At 71.8% G+C, this 13,690-nt stretch carries 16 protein-coding genes; 7 read left to right on the top strand and 9 right to left on the bottom strand.

What is annotated here, in order from left to right:
- Positions 1-9: 9 nt before the first annotated feature.
- The 5 genes from VLG41_RS11665 to ruvA all read right to left on the bottom strand — a co-directional run bounded on the left by VLG41_RS11665 (position 10) and on the right by ruvA (position 3,516).
- Positions 10-1,092: an SPOR domain-containing protein gene (locus tag VLG41_RS11665; RefSeq protein ID WP_325349570.1), complete on the bottom strand. Its 1,083-nt coding sequence runs from the start codon at positions 1,090-1,092 to the stop codon at positions 10-12.
- Positions 1,093-1,117: 25 nt separating this feature from the next.
- A complete protein-coding gene (ruvB, locus tag VLG41_RS11660; protein ID WP_325349569.1) occupies positions 1,118-2,176 on the bottom strand; it encodes a Holliday junction branch migration DNA helicase RuvB in 1,059 nt (352 codons plus the stop codon).
- A gap of 25 nt (positions 2,177-2,201) precedes the next feature.
- Entirely contained in the window at positions 2,202-2,603 is a 402-nt protein-coding gene (locus tag VLG41_RS11655) for a type II toxin-antitoxin system VapC family toxin (RefSeq protein ID WP_325349599.1), read from the bottom strand.
- A gap of 8 nt (positions 2,604-2,611) precedes the next feature.
- Positions 2,612-2,866: a type II toxin-antitoxin system Phd/YefM family antitoxin gene (locus tag VLG41_RS11650; protein ID WP_325349568.1), complete on the bottom strand. Its 255-nt coding sequence runs from the start codon at positions 2,864-2,866 to the stop codon at positions 2,612-2,614.
- Between the two features lie 74 nt (positions 2,867-2,940).
- Positions 2,941-3,516 carry a Holliday junction branch migration protein RuvA gene (gene ruvA / locus VLG41_RS11645; RefSeq protein ID WP_325349567.1) on the bottom strand — a complete coding sequence of 192 codons (576 nt, stop codon included), beginning with the start codon at positions 3,514-3,516 and terminating at the stop codon, positions 2,941-2,943.
- 149 nt (positions 3,517-3,665) lie between these two features.
- Here ruvA and VLG41_RS11640 point away from each other — a divergent pair, with 149 nt between their 5' ends.
- The 3 genes from VLG41_RS11640 to ybeY are packed head-to-tail and all read left to right on the top strand — an operon-like array spanning position 3,666 to position 5,517.
- Positions 3,666-4,598, top strand: a complete 933-nt coding sequence (locus tag VLG41_RS11640; protein ID WP_325349566.1) for a PhoH family protein — start codon at positions 3,666-3,668, stop codon at positions 4,596-4,598.
- A gap of 14 nt (positions 4,599-4,612) precedes the next feature.
- Positions 4,613-5,038, top strand: coding sequence for an MliC family protein (locus tag VLG41_RS11635; RefSeq protein ID WP_325349565.1), 426 nt, complete (start codon positions 4,613-4,615; stop codon positions 5,036-5,038).
- A complete protein-coding gene (ybeY, locus tag VLG41_RS11630) occupies positions 5,038-5,517 on the top strand; it encodes an rRNA maturation RNase YbeY (protein ID WP_325349564.1) in 480 nt (159 codons plus the stop codon). Before VLG41_RS11635 ends, ybeY begins: the two co-directional genes overlap by 1 nt.
- 7 nt (positions 5,518-5,524) lie before the next feature.
- Here the strand turns inward: ybeY and VLG41_RS11625 are convergent, their stop codons facing one another.
- Genes VLG41_RS11625 through VLG41_RS11615 form a run of 3 tightly spaced genes read right to left on the bottom strand, consistent with a single transcriptional unit; the run spans position 5,525 to position 8,725 of the window.
- Positions 5,525-7,327, bottom strand: coding sequence for a DUF4153 domain-containing protein (locus tag VLG41_RS11625; protein ID WP_325349563.1), 1,803 nt, complete (start codon positions 7,325-7,327; stop codon positions 5,525-5,527).
- Between the two features lie 34 nt (positions 7,328-7,361).
- Positions 7,362-7,805: a D-aminoacyl-tRNA deacylase gene (gene dtd / locus VLG41_RS11620; RefSeq protein ID WP_325349562.1), complete on the bottom strand. Its 444-nt coding sequence runs from the start codon at positions 7,803-7,805 to the stop codon at positions 7,362-7,364.
- Positions 7,802-8,725 carry a cation diffusion facilitator family transporter gene (locus VLG41_RS11615; protein ID WP_325349561.1) on the bottom strand — a complete coding sequence of 308 codons (924 nt, stop codon included), beginning with the start codon at positions 8,723-8,725 and terminating at the stop codon, positions 7,802-7,804. Before VLG41_RS11615 ends, dtd begins: the two co-directional genes overlap by 4 nt.
- A gap of 53 nt (positions 8,726-8,778) precedes the next feature.
- Between VLG41_RS11615 and VLG41_RS11610 the strand changes: the two genes are divergently transcribed.
- From VLG41_RS11610 to VLG41_RS11595, 4 genes are all read left to right on the top strand, one after another.
- On the top strand, positions 8,779-10,236 hold the full coding sequence (locus VLG41_RS11610) for a sensor histidine kinase (protein ID WP_325349560.1): 1,458 nt from the start codon (positions 8,779-8,781) through the stop codon (positions 10,234-10,236).
- A complete protein-coding gene (locus VLG41_RS11605) occupies positions 10,233-10,871 on the top strand; it encodes a response regulator transcription factor (protein ID WP_325349559.1) in 639 nt (212 codons plus the stop codon). The genes VLG41_RS11610 and VLG41_RS11605 overlap by 4 nt, the downstream gene beginning before the upstream one ends.
- A gap of 107 nt (positions 10,872-10,978) precedes the next feature.
- Entirely contained in the window at positions 10,979-11,488 is a 510-nt protein-coding gene (locus VLG41_RS11600) for a heme-binding protein (protein ID WP_325349558.1), read from the top strand.
- Entirely contained in the window at positions 11,485-12,171 is a 687-nt protein-coding gene (locus VLG41_RS11595; protein ID WP_325349557.1) for an ankyrin repeat domain-containing protein, read from the top strand. Before VLG41_RS11600 ends, VLG41_RS11595 begins: the two co-directional genes overlap by 4 nt.
- 87 nt (positions 12,172-12,258) lie before the next feature.
- On the opposite strand, the gene tyrS is transcribed toward VLG41_RS11595, so the two are convergent.
- Positions 12,259-13,521 carry a tyrosine--tRNA ligase gene (gene tyrS, locus VLG41_RS11590; protein WP_325349556.1) on the bottom strand — a complete coding sequence of 421 codons (1,263 nt, stop codon included), beginning with the start codon at positions 13,519-13,521 and terminating at the stop codon, positions 12,259-12,261.
- Positions 13,522-13,690 lie beyond the last annotated feature (169 nt).

Genomic DNA, 13,690 nt, shown 5'->3' with positions numbered 1-13,690 from the left:
CCCGGCCGATCAGGGCCCGAACACGCGGGCCTCCAGGCCCAGGTTGCGCACCGTCTCGGCGGCGGCCACGGCCTGTTCATGGGTGTCGAACGGGCCCACGCGCACGCGCGTGAGCGGACCGCGCGCCGACTCCACGGGGTCGCTGCGCACCGGCAAGCCCGCCTGGCGCAGACGGGACGCAGCGCGCTCGGCGTTGGCCGGGTCGGCGAAGATGCCCACGTTCACCCCGTGGCCCTGCCAGCGGGCGCGGGGCGCGTCGGCGCTGGCCGCGGGCGCCTGGGAGGGTGAAGGGCTCGGCGGGGTGACGGGGGCAAGGATCGGTGGGGGTGGCGGTGGTGGCGGTGCCGGCGCTTGCACCGTGACGCGGCCCGTCACCGACGTGCCGCTGGATGAGGCCGAGACCAGGGGCGGTGCTGGCTCAGAGACGACCTCAACGGACGCCGGCGCGGCGGGTGACGGCATCGGGACAGGCGCTGGCGCGGGGGCTGGCGCAGCCGCCTCGGCCACGGTCGGCTCCGCCGGGACCGGCCCACGCGTGGCAGCGACCGGGCCGGCCCCGGTGCGCACCCCCAGTGCGAACAGCAGTGCCAGTTCCACCAACAGCGCCACCACCCAGGCCCAGCGCAACGGCCCGACGGCCTGCAGCAGGCCGCAGGCCTCCTGCACGGTGCGCGCCCGCCGCACGGCGTCCGTCATGCGCCGGCGCACGTCCGCGTGCAACCAGGCCGTGCCCCACCAGCCGGGCACGGCCACCGCCAGCACGCCGATCAGGGCGAGCAGGCCCCAGCGCACGCCAGCCGGCCAAGTGGCCATGAACCCGCGCGCCCACCACCACAAGCCCAGCGCAGCGGCCAGGGCCACGGCGTACAGCAGGGCCTGGCGCCACAGGCGCCGGTACAGCAGCCAGTTCAGGTTGAGCCACGCGGCCGCATGGTTCCACGACGTCCCCGCCACGCCGCGTTCGTCGAAGCGCGCGAACACCGGCAGGTAGTGCGCCGTGCGGCCCGGGCCGAGCGCCGCCCGGTACAGCGCCTCGGTGGCGCTGGTCAGCGCCGCGGTGTCCGGGGGCGTGACGGTCGGCGGGCTGGTCATGGCGGTGCGAGCGGGCTCATCGTGCTCAGTCGGCGGCGCCGAACAGGCCTCCCTCGGTGCGCGGCGGGTTCACGCCCAGGTGGCGGTAGGCCGCCAGCGTGGCGGTGCGCCCGCGCGGCGTGCGCTGCAGGTAGCCCTGCTGGATGAGGTAGGGCTCGATCACGTCCTCGATGGTGTCGCGCTCCTCGCCGATGCTGGCCGCGATGTTGTCCAGGCCCACCGGCCCGCCGTCGAAGCGGTGGATCACGGCCTCCAGCAGCTTGCGGTCCATCAGGTCGAAGCCCTGCGGATCGACGTCGAGCATGGCCAGGGCGCGCTCGGCGATGTCCTTGTTGATGCGCCCACTGCCCTTCACGTCGGCGTAGTCGCGCACGCGGCGCAGCAGGCGGTTGGCGATGCGCGGCGTGCCCCGCGAGCGGCGCGCGATCTCGAAGGCGCCGTCGTCGTCGATGGGCGCGTTCAGCAGGCCCGCGCTGCGCCGCACGATGCGCGCGAGCTCCTCGGCCGAATAGAACTCCAGCCGCGCCACGATGCCGAAGCGGTCTCGCAGCGGGTTGGTCAGCATGCCCGCGCGCGTGGTGGCGCCCACCAGGGTGAAGGGCTGCAGGTCGAGCTTGATGCTGCGCGCGGCCGGCCCCTCGCCGATCATGATGTCGATCTGGTAGTCCTCCAGCGCGGGGTAGAGGATCTCCTCCACCACCGGTGAGAGGCGGTGGATCTCGTCGATGAAGAGCACGTCGTTGGGCTCGAGGTTGGTCAGCAGCGCGGCCAGGTCCTTGGGCTTCTCGAGCACGGGGCCGCTGGTCTGGCGCAGGTTCACGCCCAGTTCCTGCGCGATGATGTGCGACAGCGTGGTCTTGCCCAGGCCGGGCGGTCCGAACAGCAGCACGTGGTCCAGCGCCTCGGCGCGCTTCTTCGCGGCGCCGATGAAGATCTCCAATTGCTCGCGCACCTTCATCTGGCCCACGTACTCGTCGAGCAGCTTGGGCCGCAGCGCGCGCTCGATGGCCTCCTCCTTGGGCGAGGTCGCCATCGGCGAGATCACGCGAGGCGCGGGGGCGAAGTCGTCGGTCTGGATGCTCATGGATGGCGAGCGTGGAAATGCAGGATCAGCGGAAGGGGTTGAAGATCTCGACGCCGAACGCCCGGAAGTCGGCCACGTTTCGCGTGGCGACCGTGAGGCCATGGGCCTGGGCCGTCGCGGCGATCATGGCGTCTTCATACAGCGTATCGGACTTGCGGTGCATCAGGCGCGCCCATCGCCGAAAAGCGCTGGCGTCCATGGGTAGCACGTTGTAGGCCCCGGCCAGTTGCTCCAGCCAGGCTTCGATCCCGCTGGCCTTGGCCGCGTCCTGCTCGCGCGTGAGTTCGATGCCCGCCTGGATCTCGCCCAAGGTCACCGCCGACAGGAACAGATGGGCATCGTCCACCTGTTCGATCCAGGCCAGCACCGCCCCGTGCGGACGCGGCTTGCGCAGCTCCGAGACCACATTCGTGTCCAGCAGGTACATGCCACTCATCACAAGGGTTGCACGGGCCGGCGCCGGGCGCTGCCTCGCACGGGCGTGAGTGTTCTGGTGCGGGCCTGGTCCGACAGCAGCAACTGCTTCAGACTGGGCTGCGCCGCCGCCTGCAGCCGCCGCCATTGCTCGACAGGGACCAGCACGGCGGCTTCGGCTCCACGCTTGGTGACCATCTGCGGCCCCTCGACGAGACAGGCTTCCAGGAATTCGCTGAAACGGGCTTTGGCGTCTTGAACAGGCCATGTGTGCATGATCAGCCTCCAAACTAGTCAGTTGACTAGTCTGATCCAGCACAACCTGCCTGTCAAGCCGGGGACCGAAAGCCTCACTTCGCCAGCGCCTTCAGCGCCAGCTTGATGCCATCGGTGACGCCCACGTCCGCCGGCAAGGCCTTCAGCGCCGCGGCGGCGTCCTTCTCGTTGTAGCCCAGGGCCATGAGGGCCTGCTGGATGTCGGCCTGCGCGTCGCTGCGCGTGGCGCCCGCCGGGAGGCCCAGGTCCACGCCCAGCTTGCCCTTGAGTTCGAGCAGCAGCCGCTCGGCCGTCTTCTTGCCGATACCGGGCACCTTGACGATGCGCCCGGTCTCCTGCGTGCTCACGGCCTGGGCCAGGTCGTTCACCGACAGGCCCGAGAGCACCGACAGCGCGGTGCGCGGACCCACGCCGCTGATCTTGATGAGCTGGCGGAAGGCGTCGCGCTCGGCGGTGGTGGCGAAGCCGTAGAGGATCTGCGCGTCCTCGCGCACGACGAAGTGGGTGAGCAGCGAGACCCGCTCGCCGCTGGCGGGCAGGTGGTAGAAGGTGCTCATGGGCACGTCCACCTCGTAGCCCACGCCATGGCAGTCCAGCAGGATCTGGGGCGGGTTCTTCTCCAGCAGGGTGCCGGTCAACTTGCCTATCATCGGTGTCCTTTTGGTCGTTCGCCGGGCCGCCCCAAGAACGACCGCGCCCCTCGGGGGCCTGGCGTAGCCAGGGTTGGGGCCATTTTTTTTGCCTTGGGATTATCGGCTTGATTCTCAGACACACCTTCAGCCCACCGGACAACGCCCGCATGGCCCACCTGTGCGGTCCACTGGACGCTCACCTGCGAGCCATCGAGTCCGCGCTGCAGGTCAAGGTGGCCCACCGCTTCGAGCAATTCCGCGTCGAGGGCCCCAAAGCCAAGGCGCAGCGCGCCATGGAGGTGATCCAGGCCCTGTACGAGATGGCGCGCGGTCCGATCCCGCCCGAGCAGGTTCAGCTCATGCTCAACGGCAATACCGCGCTGGACAACCCGGGCGACGAGACGCTGGCCATGCAGACGCGCCGCGGCGAGGTGCGCGGGCGCACGCCCAACCAGGCGCGCTACCTGGAGAACATGGCGCAGCACGACATCACCTTCGGCATCGGCCCGGCCGGCACCGGCAAGACCTACCTGGCCGTGGCCTGCGCGGTGGACGCGCTGGAGCGCAGCGCGGTGCAGCGGATCGTGCTCACGCGCCCCGCGGTGGAGGCCGGCGAGAAGCTGGGCTTCCTGCCGGGCGACCTGGGCCAGAAGGTGGACCCGTACCTGCGCCCGCTGTACGACGCGCTGTACGACCTGATGGGCTTCGACAAGGTGCAGAAGGCCTTCGAGCGCCAGCAGATCGAGATCGCGCCGCTGGCCTTCATGCGCGGGCGCACGCTCAACCACGCCTTCGTCATCCTCGACGAAGCGCAGAACACCACACCGGAGCAGATGAAGATGTTCCTCACGCGCATCGGCTTCGGCAGCAAGGCCGTGGTCACGGGCGACGTGAGCCAGATCGACCTGCCGCGCACCCAGCTCAGCGGTCTGATCGACGCCGAGCGCGTGTTGAAGCGGGTCAACGGCATCGGTTTCACGCGCCTGACCAGCGCCGACGTGGTGCGCCACCCACTGGTGGCGCGCATCGTCGACGCCTACGAGGCGCGCAGCCCGTCGGCGGAAGAGGCCGAACCGGCCCGCCGCCGCCGACACACCTGAAGGGAGGAACCGCCATGCGTTCGATCGCCATCGCCGCCCCGCTCGCCACCGCCCTGCTGGCGGGCGGCTGCGCGCTGCATCAGCACCCGGCGCCACCCAGTACCCGGGGCGCCATCCAGGGCCCGGGCTACAGCAGCGAGACGGTGCGCTACCGCTGCGAGAGCGGCACCGAGATCGAGGTGGCCTACCTGGAGTTCGGGCATGGCGACAGCTTCGCCGCCCTGCACCACCAGGGGCGCACCGCGCTGCTCAAGAGCCGGCCCAGCGCCTCGGGCGTGCGCTACATCGCACTGGACGAGCAGCACAGCCTGCGCTGGAACACCAAGGGCGAAGAAGGCTTCCTGAGTTTCCTGGCCGCCGACCACACGGCGCAGGAGCGCGTGCTGCTGGCCAACTGCAAGTCGCTGCAGTCCCTCAGCGCCGGCAAGGCGGCGAGCTGATGGCCCTGCCCCCGCTCACATTGTCGCTGCAGTTCGCGCGCTTCGATGGCGTGGCCGAGCACCGCGCCGCGCTGCCGCGCGCCTTCGTGGCGCGCTGTCTGCGCCACGCCCTCGACCGCGAGGCCGAGCTCACGGTGCGCATCGTCGACGCCGAGGAGGGCCAGACCCTCAACCGCGACTACCGCGGCCGCGACTACGCCACCAACGTGCTCACCTTCGACTACGCGGTGGAACCCCTGGTGATGGCCGACCTGGTGCTGTGCGCGCCGGTGGTGGCGGCCGAGGCAAAGCAGATGAAGAAGCCGCTGGCCGCGCACTACGCGCACCTGCTGGTGCACGGCGCCCTGCACGCCCAGGGCTGGGACCACGAGACCAGCGAGGCCGACGCCGAGGCCATGGAGGCGCGCGAGACCACGATCCTGGCCGCGCTGGGCGAGCCCGACCCCTACGGCCGATCGCGGCGCGCCCGCAAGGCCTGAACCGCGCTCAGTCGCAGGCGTCGGCGCGTCCCCAGCGCTGCACGGAAAACCGCAGGCCGCCGGCGGACAGGTCGCGCTGCGGCGGCGGCACGGATTCGACGCGGCCTTCGCGCACGGCATCGAACAGCGCGGCGGCGCCCGGCTGCGATTGGCAGCGCGCGTCCAGCCCCTGGCCCGGCAGGCTGCCCCGCGCCGCCCATTGGCCGCGTTCGTCGGCGCGCCAGACGCGCGCGCCCGCCCCGCCACGAGGGCCGGTGGACTCGCGCGACAGCAGCGCGTAGGCGTCGGCGCCCAGCACCTCGGGCGGCAGGCGCCAGATGAGGCAGGTGTCCCCCTCGCACGCGCCCACGCCGCCCTCGCGGGCCAGGGCGTCCAGCAACGCAGGCGGCGCCACGGCGCCCGCCGGGAACACGGGCAGCGCGCGCAGCATGGCCGACTGGCGCTCGCGGCGCGTGTCCGCGTCGCTCAGCGCGTCACGCGCCAGCGCCTGGCGCGCGGCCGGCACGCCGCCGAACCGGGGGTCGTCGGCCGCCAGGGCCTGCAGCGCGCGCCGGCCGAACACGCCGCCTTCGCGGGCAAGGTAGCGGATCGGGTCCTGCTGATCGCCGCTGTCGCTCATCAGTCGGCGCACCTGGTCGTTGACGCTCACGCGGCGCGGGTCGATCGCACCGCCCAGCAGCAAGAGAATGCCCACCACGGCCACCCCGGCGGCCACCGCGTTGGTGGCAGGCACCAGGCAGCGTTCGGCGCGGCCCGCCCATTCGGCCAGCGCGTTGAGCGCGTAACCCAGGGCGAACACGGCGATCACGACCGCCACGAACAGGCCCCAGAGGCGGTCGACCGTCCAGCCGTACTGGTTGATGCGCACGCCCAGCGCGTAGAGCGCCACCGCCACCATGGGCAGCAGCACCAGCAGGCCGGTGGACAGGGCGCGGCGCAGCCAGCGCGGGTAGCGCGGCTCGTCGAGCCCGCCGCGCGAGCTGGCATTGACCAGCAGCACGCTGAGCACCGCGAACCACAGCAGCAGGAAGGCCGCGCGCCGCGTCTGCAGCAGCGGCTCGATGCCCTGGAACAGCCAGCTCGCCACGAAGGCCACGCCCAGCGCGCCCGCCAGCGGGTAGATCCAGCCGCAGAGCTGCGTGACCCGGTCGAACAGGAAGCGCGCCACCGTGCGCTGCGTGACGGCAAGCGACACGCCGTAGGAGAAGACCAGCGCGGTGGCGGGAATCCAGAACTCGCCGCGCTCGATGAGCTCGCTCAGGAAGGGCAGGCGCACGAGCTTGAACAGCGCCGCCGCGCTGAACATCACCAGCCAGAACAGACCGGTGACGAGCGCGCCCTGCGCGAGCAGCAGGGTGTTGTGCAGCAGCGCGTCGAACCAGGCCTCGTAGCGCACGCGGCCCTCGCGCGCCACGGCAGCGGCGGGCACGGCAATCATCAGCGCCAGGCCCAGCACGAAGGTGGGCATGAGGTAGTCGTCTTCCTTGAAAGGCAGGCCCGCGCGCGCGTTCACCGTGAGCCCGCTCACGGTGAGGCCGTGATAGGCACCGACGGCCAGCGCGAGCGCGCCCACGCCCAGCGCGATGGCCACGCGGCGGCCCAGCGGGGCCGCGCTGGCCAGGTAGAAGCCCAGCGGCGCGAGCGCCATGAGCAGGAACAGCGGCACGAAGGCCGCGGCCTCGGTGGCGGGCCAGGCGCCTTGGCGCGTGGTCTGGTACAGGGCGTAGGCCAGCGCGGCCTGCAGGGCGCCCGTGACCAGGTGGACGCGGGCTTCGGGCGGGGGCGTCGAGGGATCCGGGGGGGTCGTCATGCGCTCCTCCTGAGGGCTCTTGGGCGCTGGCGGCTCAAGCCACCAGGCGCATCGGGATCGTCACCGGCCCGTCGTTCACCAGGTGCACCTGCATGTCGGCACCGAAGCGGCCGGTGGCCACCTGGGGGTGGGCGGCGCGCGCGCCGGCCACGAAGGCATCGTAGAGCGCCTCGCCGAGCGCGGGCGGCGCGGCGTTGGTGAAGCCGGGGCGGTTGCCGCCGGTGGTGTCGGCCGCCAGGGTGAACTGGCTGACGATGAGCAGGCCGCCGCCCACGTCCTGCACGCTGCGGTTCATCTTGCCGGCGTCGTCGGCGAAGATGCGCAGCTTCAGGACCTTGTTGAGCAGCTTCAGGCCCACGGCCTCGGTGTCGGCGGGTTCGGCGCACACCAGCACCAACAGGCCGGGGCCGATGGCGCCCACGGTCTGGCCCGCGATGTCGACACGGGCCTGGCTTACGCGTTGCAGCAGGGCGATCACGTCGGTTCCTTTTTGTCTTGTTCCACCGCCAGCGCCTCCACGTTGGTCGGCAACAGTTCAATGGTGGCGCGCAGGCCGGGCACGGCCTGCATCAGGGCCTGCTCCACCTCGGCGCGCAGCGCGGCGGCGCGGCCCAGCGGCCAGGCGGCGGGCAGGTGCATGTGCAGGTCCACGAAGCGGCGCTGGCCGGCCTTGCGCGTGGTGATGTGGTCGAAGCGGGCGGTGCCGAAGCCCGCCAGCGTGCGCTCGATGGTGGCCTGCAACGCCGGATCGAGTGCTTCGTCCATGAGGCCCTGCGCGGCACGCCAGACCAGGCGAACACCCTCGCGCAGGATGTTCAGCGCCACCAGAATGGCGACCACGGGATCGAGCCACAGCCAGCCCGTGAGCCCCACGAGCGCGATGCCCACGACCACGCCGACCGAGGTCCAGACGTCGGTGAACAGGTGGCGCGCGTCGCCTTCCAGCGCGGCCGAGCGGTGCCGGCGCGAGGCGCGCAGCATCACCGCGGCCAGGGCGGCGTTGAGCGCGGTGCTCAGCCCGGTGAACAGCAACCCCAGATCGAGTTGTTGCAGCGGCTGCGGCACCAGCAGCCGGGCCACGGCGGCCCAGATGATGGCCACGGCCGCGACCACGATCAGCACGCCTTCGAAGCCCGAGGAGAAGTACTCGGCCTTGTGGTGGCCGTAGGGGTGGTCGTGGTCGGCCGGGCGCGTGGCGATGGTGACCATGAGCAGGCCGAAGCTGGCGCCCGCGAGGTTGACCAGGGCCTCCAGCGCGTCGGACAACAGACCGACCGAGCCGGTGATCCACCAGGCCGCGGTCTTCAGGCCGATGGTGAGCAGGGCCACCGTGATCGAGGCCTGCAGCAGGCGGCGCGGCGTGAGTCGGTCGAGCAAGGTGGGCGTCACGCGCGGCATTGTGACCCAGGGTCGGCGGCCGACGGCTGACGGGCCGTTGCAGAATCGCCGCCATGCAATCCGCATGGACGTCCCGGCTGGGCTGGATCGCGGCAGGCCTGGTCCTGTCGCTGCTCGGCGCGTGGCTCATCGCGCAGCGCGGCCTGCAGGCGCAGCGCGCCGCCTTCGAGACCGACGCACGCATCGTGCACCGGCTGCTGAGCCAGCAGGTGGTGCAGCACGACGCGGTGCTCTCGACTCTGGCCCTGCTGGAGCCCGAACGCACCGAGGCGCTGCCGCGCCTGAGCGCCGTGCACCCGCGCCTGTTGGGCGTCCTGGCGCGGGCCCCCGGTGGCACCTGGGCCGATGCGGCGCTGGCGCGCGCGGAGGCGGCCTCGCGCGCCAGCGGCCGCGCGGCCATGGCCGAGGGTGATCTGGCCAGTGGCCGCTACACGCTCGTGCTGGGCGCGGGCGACGGTGCGTACGCGCTGGTGATCGCGCTCAAGGGCCTGGTACCCGACGCCGACTGGCCCATGGACCGCGCGAGCAGCCCGGTGCGCGTGGCCTTGCAGTGGAACGGGCAGTCGCTCCCCTTGCAAGCGGGCCGACCACTCGAACGCGGCTGGCGTTTCGACTTCGACAAGGTGGTGGCCGCCGAGAGCCAGCCCTTTCATGCGGTGGCCACCCGCTGGGTCGGCTGGGGCGAACTGCCCTGGCTCGGCATGGCGGCGTGGGTGCTGGCCGTGCTGGCCGGCCTGGCCCTGCTGGCGCACGCGCTGCGCCTGCGCGAGGCGCGCCAGCGCGCCGAGGCCCTGCTGCGCCTGGGCCAGCTCGGCCGGCTCAACGCCATGGGCGAGTTCGCGGCCGGCCTGGCACATGAACTGAACCAGCCGCTGACCGCCGTGCTGGCCAGCACGCAGGCCGCGCAACGCCTGCTGACCGACGTGCCACCCGCCCTGGACACCGCGCGCGAGGCCATGGGCCGCGCCGGAGCCCAGGCGCGCCGCGCGGCCGAGGTGCTGGCGCGCTTGCGCCGCGGGCTCGAACCGCCGGCCGGCGCGGCGGCGAGCCTGGCACTGGACCTTGGCGCCTGCGTGCGCGATGCCCTGCACCTGCTGCAGCCGGACATCGAGCGGCGCGGCGTGGCCGTGCGCTGGCTGGCCAGCGACTCCGTGGTCGTGCGCGCCGATCCGGTCGCGATCGATCAGATCGTGCACAACCTGATCGCCAACGCCCTGCAGGCCCTGGACCGCCAGGCCAGCGGCCCGCGCGAACTGCGCCTGTCGGTGCGCCGTGACGGCGACAGCGCCGTGCTCGACGTGGCCGACACCGGCCCGGGCCTGCCGCCCGAGGTGCTGCCGCGCCTGTTCGAACCCTTCTTCAGTACCCGCGAGGGTGGCCTTGGCCTGGGTCTCACGCTGAGCGAGTCGCTGGCGCAGGCGCAGGGCGGGCGGCTGAGCGCGGGCGCCGCGCCGGGCGGCGGCGCGCTGTTCTCGCTGCGCCTGCCGCTCGACACCGACACGCATCCATGAACACCGCCCGCGACGCCCTCTCCCCCACCGTGCACCTGATCGACGACGACGAGGCGGTGCGCGAGAGCCTGGCCCTGCTGATCGGCACGGTGGGCCTGCGCGTGGTGGCCTGGGCCGACCCGCGGGCCTTTCTGGCGGGCTTCGAGCGCGAGGGCATCGGCGCCATCGTGCTCGACGTGCGCATGCCCGGCATCAGCGGCCTGAACGTGCTCGACACCCTGGTGGCCGAGGGTGTGGACCAGCCGGTGATCATGCTCACCGGCCACGGCACGGTGGACATGTGCCGCCGCGCCTTCAAGGCCGGCGCGGCCGAGTTCCTGGAAAAGCCGGTGGACGACGAGGCCCTGATCGAGGCCCTGCAGCAGGCCGTGCGCCAGCACGTGCACCTGCGCCAGCGCACGCAGACCGACCGCGCGGCGCGCGAGCGGCTGCAGCAGCTCTCGCCGCGCGAACGCGAGGTGCTGGCGCTGATCATCGAGGGCCTGAGCAACAAGGGCATCGCGCGCGCACTCGAGCTGTCGCCGCGCACGGTGGAGACACACCGCGCCCACGTGTTCGAGAAGCTGGGAGCGGACTCCCTGGCCCAGCTCGTGCGCGGCTACGCGGCACTGGTGAACGCGCCGGGCACCGCGTAGTTCTACGGAGCCCTGCGCGTAGCCGCGCGAATGGTGCGCGCGGCGCGCGATTCCTACAGTGCGGACACGGTTGATCGAACCGCAACGCCCCCACGGAGACCCGCTTCATGAACACCCCCATCCGCACCACGCTGGCCATCGCCCTGATCGGCGCCAGCGCCCTCGCCCAGGCACAAACCCAGGGCAGCGGCGCCGTCCTCAGTGAGCGCAATGTCTCGCTGGCGCTGGCCAACCAGATCGCCGCCGCCACCGTGGCCGCCTGCAGCGCCAATGGCCACGCCGTGACGGCCACCGTGGTGGACCGCGCCGGCAACGTGCGCGCCATGCAGCGCGCCGACAACGCCGGCCCGCACACCCTGGAGGCCAGCCGCCTGAAGGCCTACACCTCGGCCTCGGCGCGCAACACCACCCTGGCCATGATGGAGGCCTCGCAGAAAAACCCCGCCGCGGCCAACCTGAAGGACATCCCCGGCTACCTGCTGCTCGGCGGCGGCGTGCCGGTGCGCGCGGGCAACGAGGTGATCGGCGCCGTGGGCGTGGGCGGCGCGCCCGGCGGCCACCTGGACGAGCAGTGCGCCATGGCCGCGCTGGAACAGGTGAAGGCGGCCCTGCAATGAAGCGCCGCGCGCTGCTGTCGCTGGCGCTGGCCACCGCGTTCGCGGGCGCCGCACGGGCCCAGGTGCCGCCCTCGCCGAGCGAGGTCGCGGCCTACCAGGGCCTGCACGCCGCGGCGCAGCGCGGCGACCTGACCGCCATTGCGCGGCTGCTGAAAGCCGGCGCGGCCATCGACGCCACCGACGGCGCCGGTCGCACGCCGCTGCACGTGGCCACGTTCGCGCGCCAGCGCGAGGCGGTGCAGGCCCTGCTGAAGGCTGGCGCGAACCACGCGGCGCTGGAGCACGGACGCTACGACGCCGTGACCATCGCCGCCGTGGCCGACGACGAGGAGACGCTGCGGATCCTGCTGGCCGGCAGCGCGAGCGCCAGGCTGGTGACCAGCCGCTACGACGGCACCGCGCTGATCGCGGCCGCGCACCTGGGGCACGAGGGCGTGGTGAAGCAGCTCATCGCGGCCGGCGCGCCGCTCGACCACGTGAACAACCTGCACTGGACGGCCACGATCGAGTCCATCGTGCTCGGCGATGGGGGGCCGCGGCACCAGGCCACGCTCAAGGCCTTGATCGACGCGGGCGCGAGCCTGCAACTGGCCGACCGCAGCGGACACACGCCGCTGGCGCTGGCGCGCTCGCGCGGCTACGCGGCGATGGTGGCGATGCTGGAGAAGGCCGGGGCCCGCTGAACGCGACCCCCACGCTCCGCCGCTGCGCGGGTCGCTGCCCCCCGAGGGGGCTGATCCGGCTTGGGGCGGCCCGGCGCCGGATCGGCCTCAGGCCAGCGCCACGCGCGCGAACTTGCGCTTGCCCACCTGCACCACGTAGGTGCCAGCGGCCAGCTTCAGGCCCTTGTCGCTCACCACCGCGCCATCGACGCGTACCCCACCGCCGTCGATGAGGCGGTTGGCCTCGCTGCTCGACGGCGCCAGGCCCGCCGACTTGAGCAGCGCCGCGATGCCCAGCGGCGCCCCCGACAGCGAGACCTCGGGGATCTCGTCCGGCACGCCGCCCTTGGAGCGGTTGATGAAATCCTGCTCGGCCGCGTCGGCCGCTGCCGCGCTGTGGAAGCGCGTGGTGATCTCCTTGGCCAGCATCACCTTCGCGTCCTTGGGGTTGCGGCCGGCGGCCACTTCCCGCTTCAGCGCCTCGATGGCCTCCATCGACTGGAAGGACAGCAGCGTGTACCAGCGCCACATCAGCGTGTCGGAGACGCTCAGCACCTTGGCGAACATGCTGTTGGCGTCCTCGGTGATGCCGATGTAGTTGTTCTTCGACTTGGACATCTTGTCCACGCCGTCCAGGCCCTCCAGCAAGGGCATGGTCAGGATGCACTGCGGCTCCTGGCCGTACTCGGCCTGCAGGTGGCGGCCCATCAGCAGGTTGAATTTCTGGTCGGTGCCGCCGAGTTCCAGGTCGCTCTTGAGCGCCACCGAGTCGTAGCCCTGCATCAGGGGGTAGAGGAACTCGTGCACGCTGATCGGCGTGCCGGCCGTGAAGCGCTGGTGGAAATCGTTGCGCTCCATCATGCGCGCCACCGTGTACTTGGCCGCGAGCTGGATCATGCCCATCGAGCCCAGCGGCAAGCTCCATTCGCTGTTGTAGCGAATCTCGGTCTTCGCCGGGTCCAGCACCAGGCTGGCCTGCTTGTAGTAGGTCTCGGCGTTGGCCTTGATCTGCTCGGGCGTGAGCGGCGGGCGCGTGCTGTTGCGGCCCGAGGGGTCGCCGATCAGGCTGGTGAAATCACCAATAAGAAAAATGACCGTATGCCCCAGGTCCTGGAGCTGGCGCATCTTGTTGAGCACCACGGTGTGGCCGATGTGGATGTCCGGGGCCGTCGGGTCCAGGCCCAGCTTGATGCGCAGCGGGGTGCCGGTGCGCTCGGCACGTGACAATTTTTGCGCCCAGTCCGCCTCGGGGATCAATTCTTCGCAGCCCCGCCGGGTGACGGCCAGGGCGTGGCGAACACCGTCCGTCAGGGTTTCGCTGCCGCTGGGGGAGCCATCGGTCGGGGATGGGAAAGATAAGCCGTTATTCATACGTGTTTGTTCCGATGGGAGCGCGTCGCCAGCTCGCTACACTTGCCGGTTGTCGCCGGATTTTAGTTGGCGTGCTTTTTGCACAAGCGTTCGGACCAACGTAAAGCCCGGCCCGTGGCGTGAACTCTCGCGTCGCTGCCCGCTCACTCCCTGGATGCCGGTGTGTGGC

The sequence above is a fragment of the Hydrogenophaga sp. genome (assembly GCF_035481345.1).
Lineage (GTDB): Bacteria > Pseudomonadota > Gammaproteobacteria > Burkholderiales > Burkholderiaceae_C > Hydrogenophaga.
The sequence above is the reverse complement of the archived record's forward strand: the minus strand, read 5'-3'. Positions and strand labels throughout refer to the sequence as shown.

Coding starts and splice junctions, on each gene's coding strand:
- VLG41_RS11665 (WP_325349570.1), bottom strand. CDS start 1,092: ATGACCAGCCCGCCGACCGTCACGCCCCCGGACACCGCGGCGCTGACC.
- ruvB (WP_325349569.1), bottom strand. CDS start 2,176: ATGAGCATCCAGACCGACGACTTCGCCCCCGCGCCTCGCGTGATCTCG.
- VLG41_RS11655 (WP_325349599.1), bottom strand. CDS start 2,603: ATGTACCTGCTGGACACGAATGTGGTCTCGGAGCTGCGCAAGCCGCGT.
- VLG41_RS11650 (WP_325349568.1), bottom strand. CDS start 2,866: ATGCACACATGGCCTGTTCAAGACGCCAAAGCCCGTTTCAGCGAATTC.
- ruvA (WP_325349567.1), bottom strand. CDS start 3,516: ATGATAGGCAAGTTGACCGGCACCCTGCTGGAGAAGAACCCGCCCCAG.
- VLG41_RS11640 (WP_325349566.1), top strand. CDS start 3,666: ATGGCCCACCTGTGCGGTCCACTGGACGCTCACCTGCGAGCCATCGAG.
- VLG41_RS11635 (WP_325349565.1), top strand. CDS start 4,613: ATGCGTTCGATCGCCATCGCCGCCCCGCTCGCCACCGCCCTGCTGGCG.
- ybeY (WP_325349564.1), top strand. CDS start 5,038: ATGGCCCTGCCCCCGCTCACATTGTCGCTGCAGTTCGCGCGCTTCGAT.
- VLG41_RS11625 (WP_325349563.1), bottom strand. CDS start 7,327: ATGACGACCCCCCCGGATCCCTCGACGCCCCCGCCCGAAGCCCGCGTC.
- VLG41_RS11615 (WP_325349561.1), bottom strand. CDS start 8,725: ATGCCGCGCGTGACGCCCACCTTGCTCGACCGACTCACGCCGCGCCGC.
- VLG41_RS11610 (WP_325349560.1), top strand. CDS start 8,779: ATGCAATCCGCATGGACGTCCCGGCTGGGCTGGATCGCGGCAGGCCTG.
- VLG41_RS11605 (WP_325349559.1), top strand. CDS start 10,233: ATGAACACCGCCCGCGACGCCCTCTCCCCCACCGTGCACCTGATCGAC.
- VLG41_RS11600 (WP_325349558.1), top strand. CDS start 10,979: ATGAACACCCCCATCCGCACCACGCTGGCCATCGCCCTGATCGGCGCC.
- VLG41_RS11595 (WP_325349557.1), top strand. CDS start 11,485: ATGAAGCGCCGCGCGCTGCTGTCGCTGGCGCTGGCCACCGCGTTCGCG.
- tyrS (WP_325349556.1), bottom strand. CDS start 13,521: ATGAATAACGGCTTATCTTTCCCATCCCCGACCGATGGCTCCCCCAGC.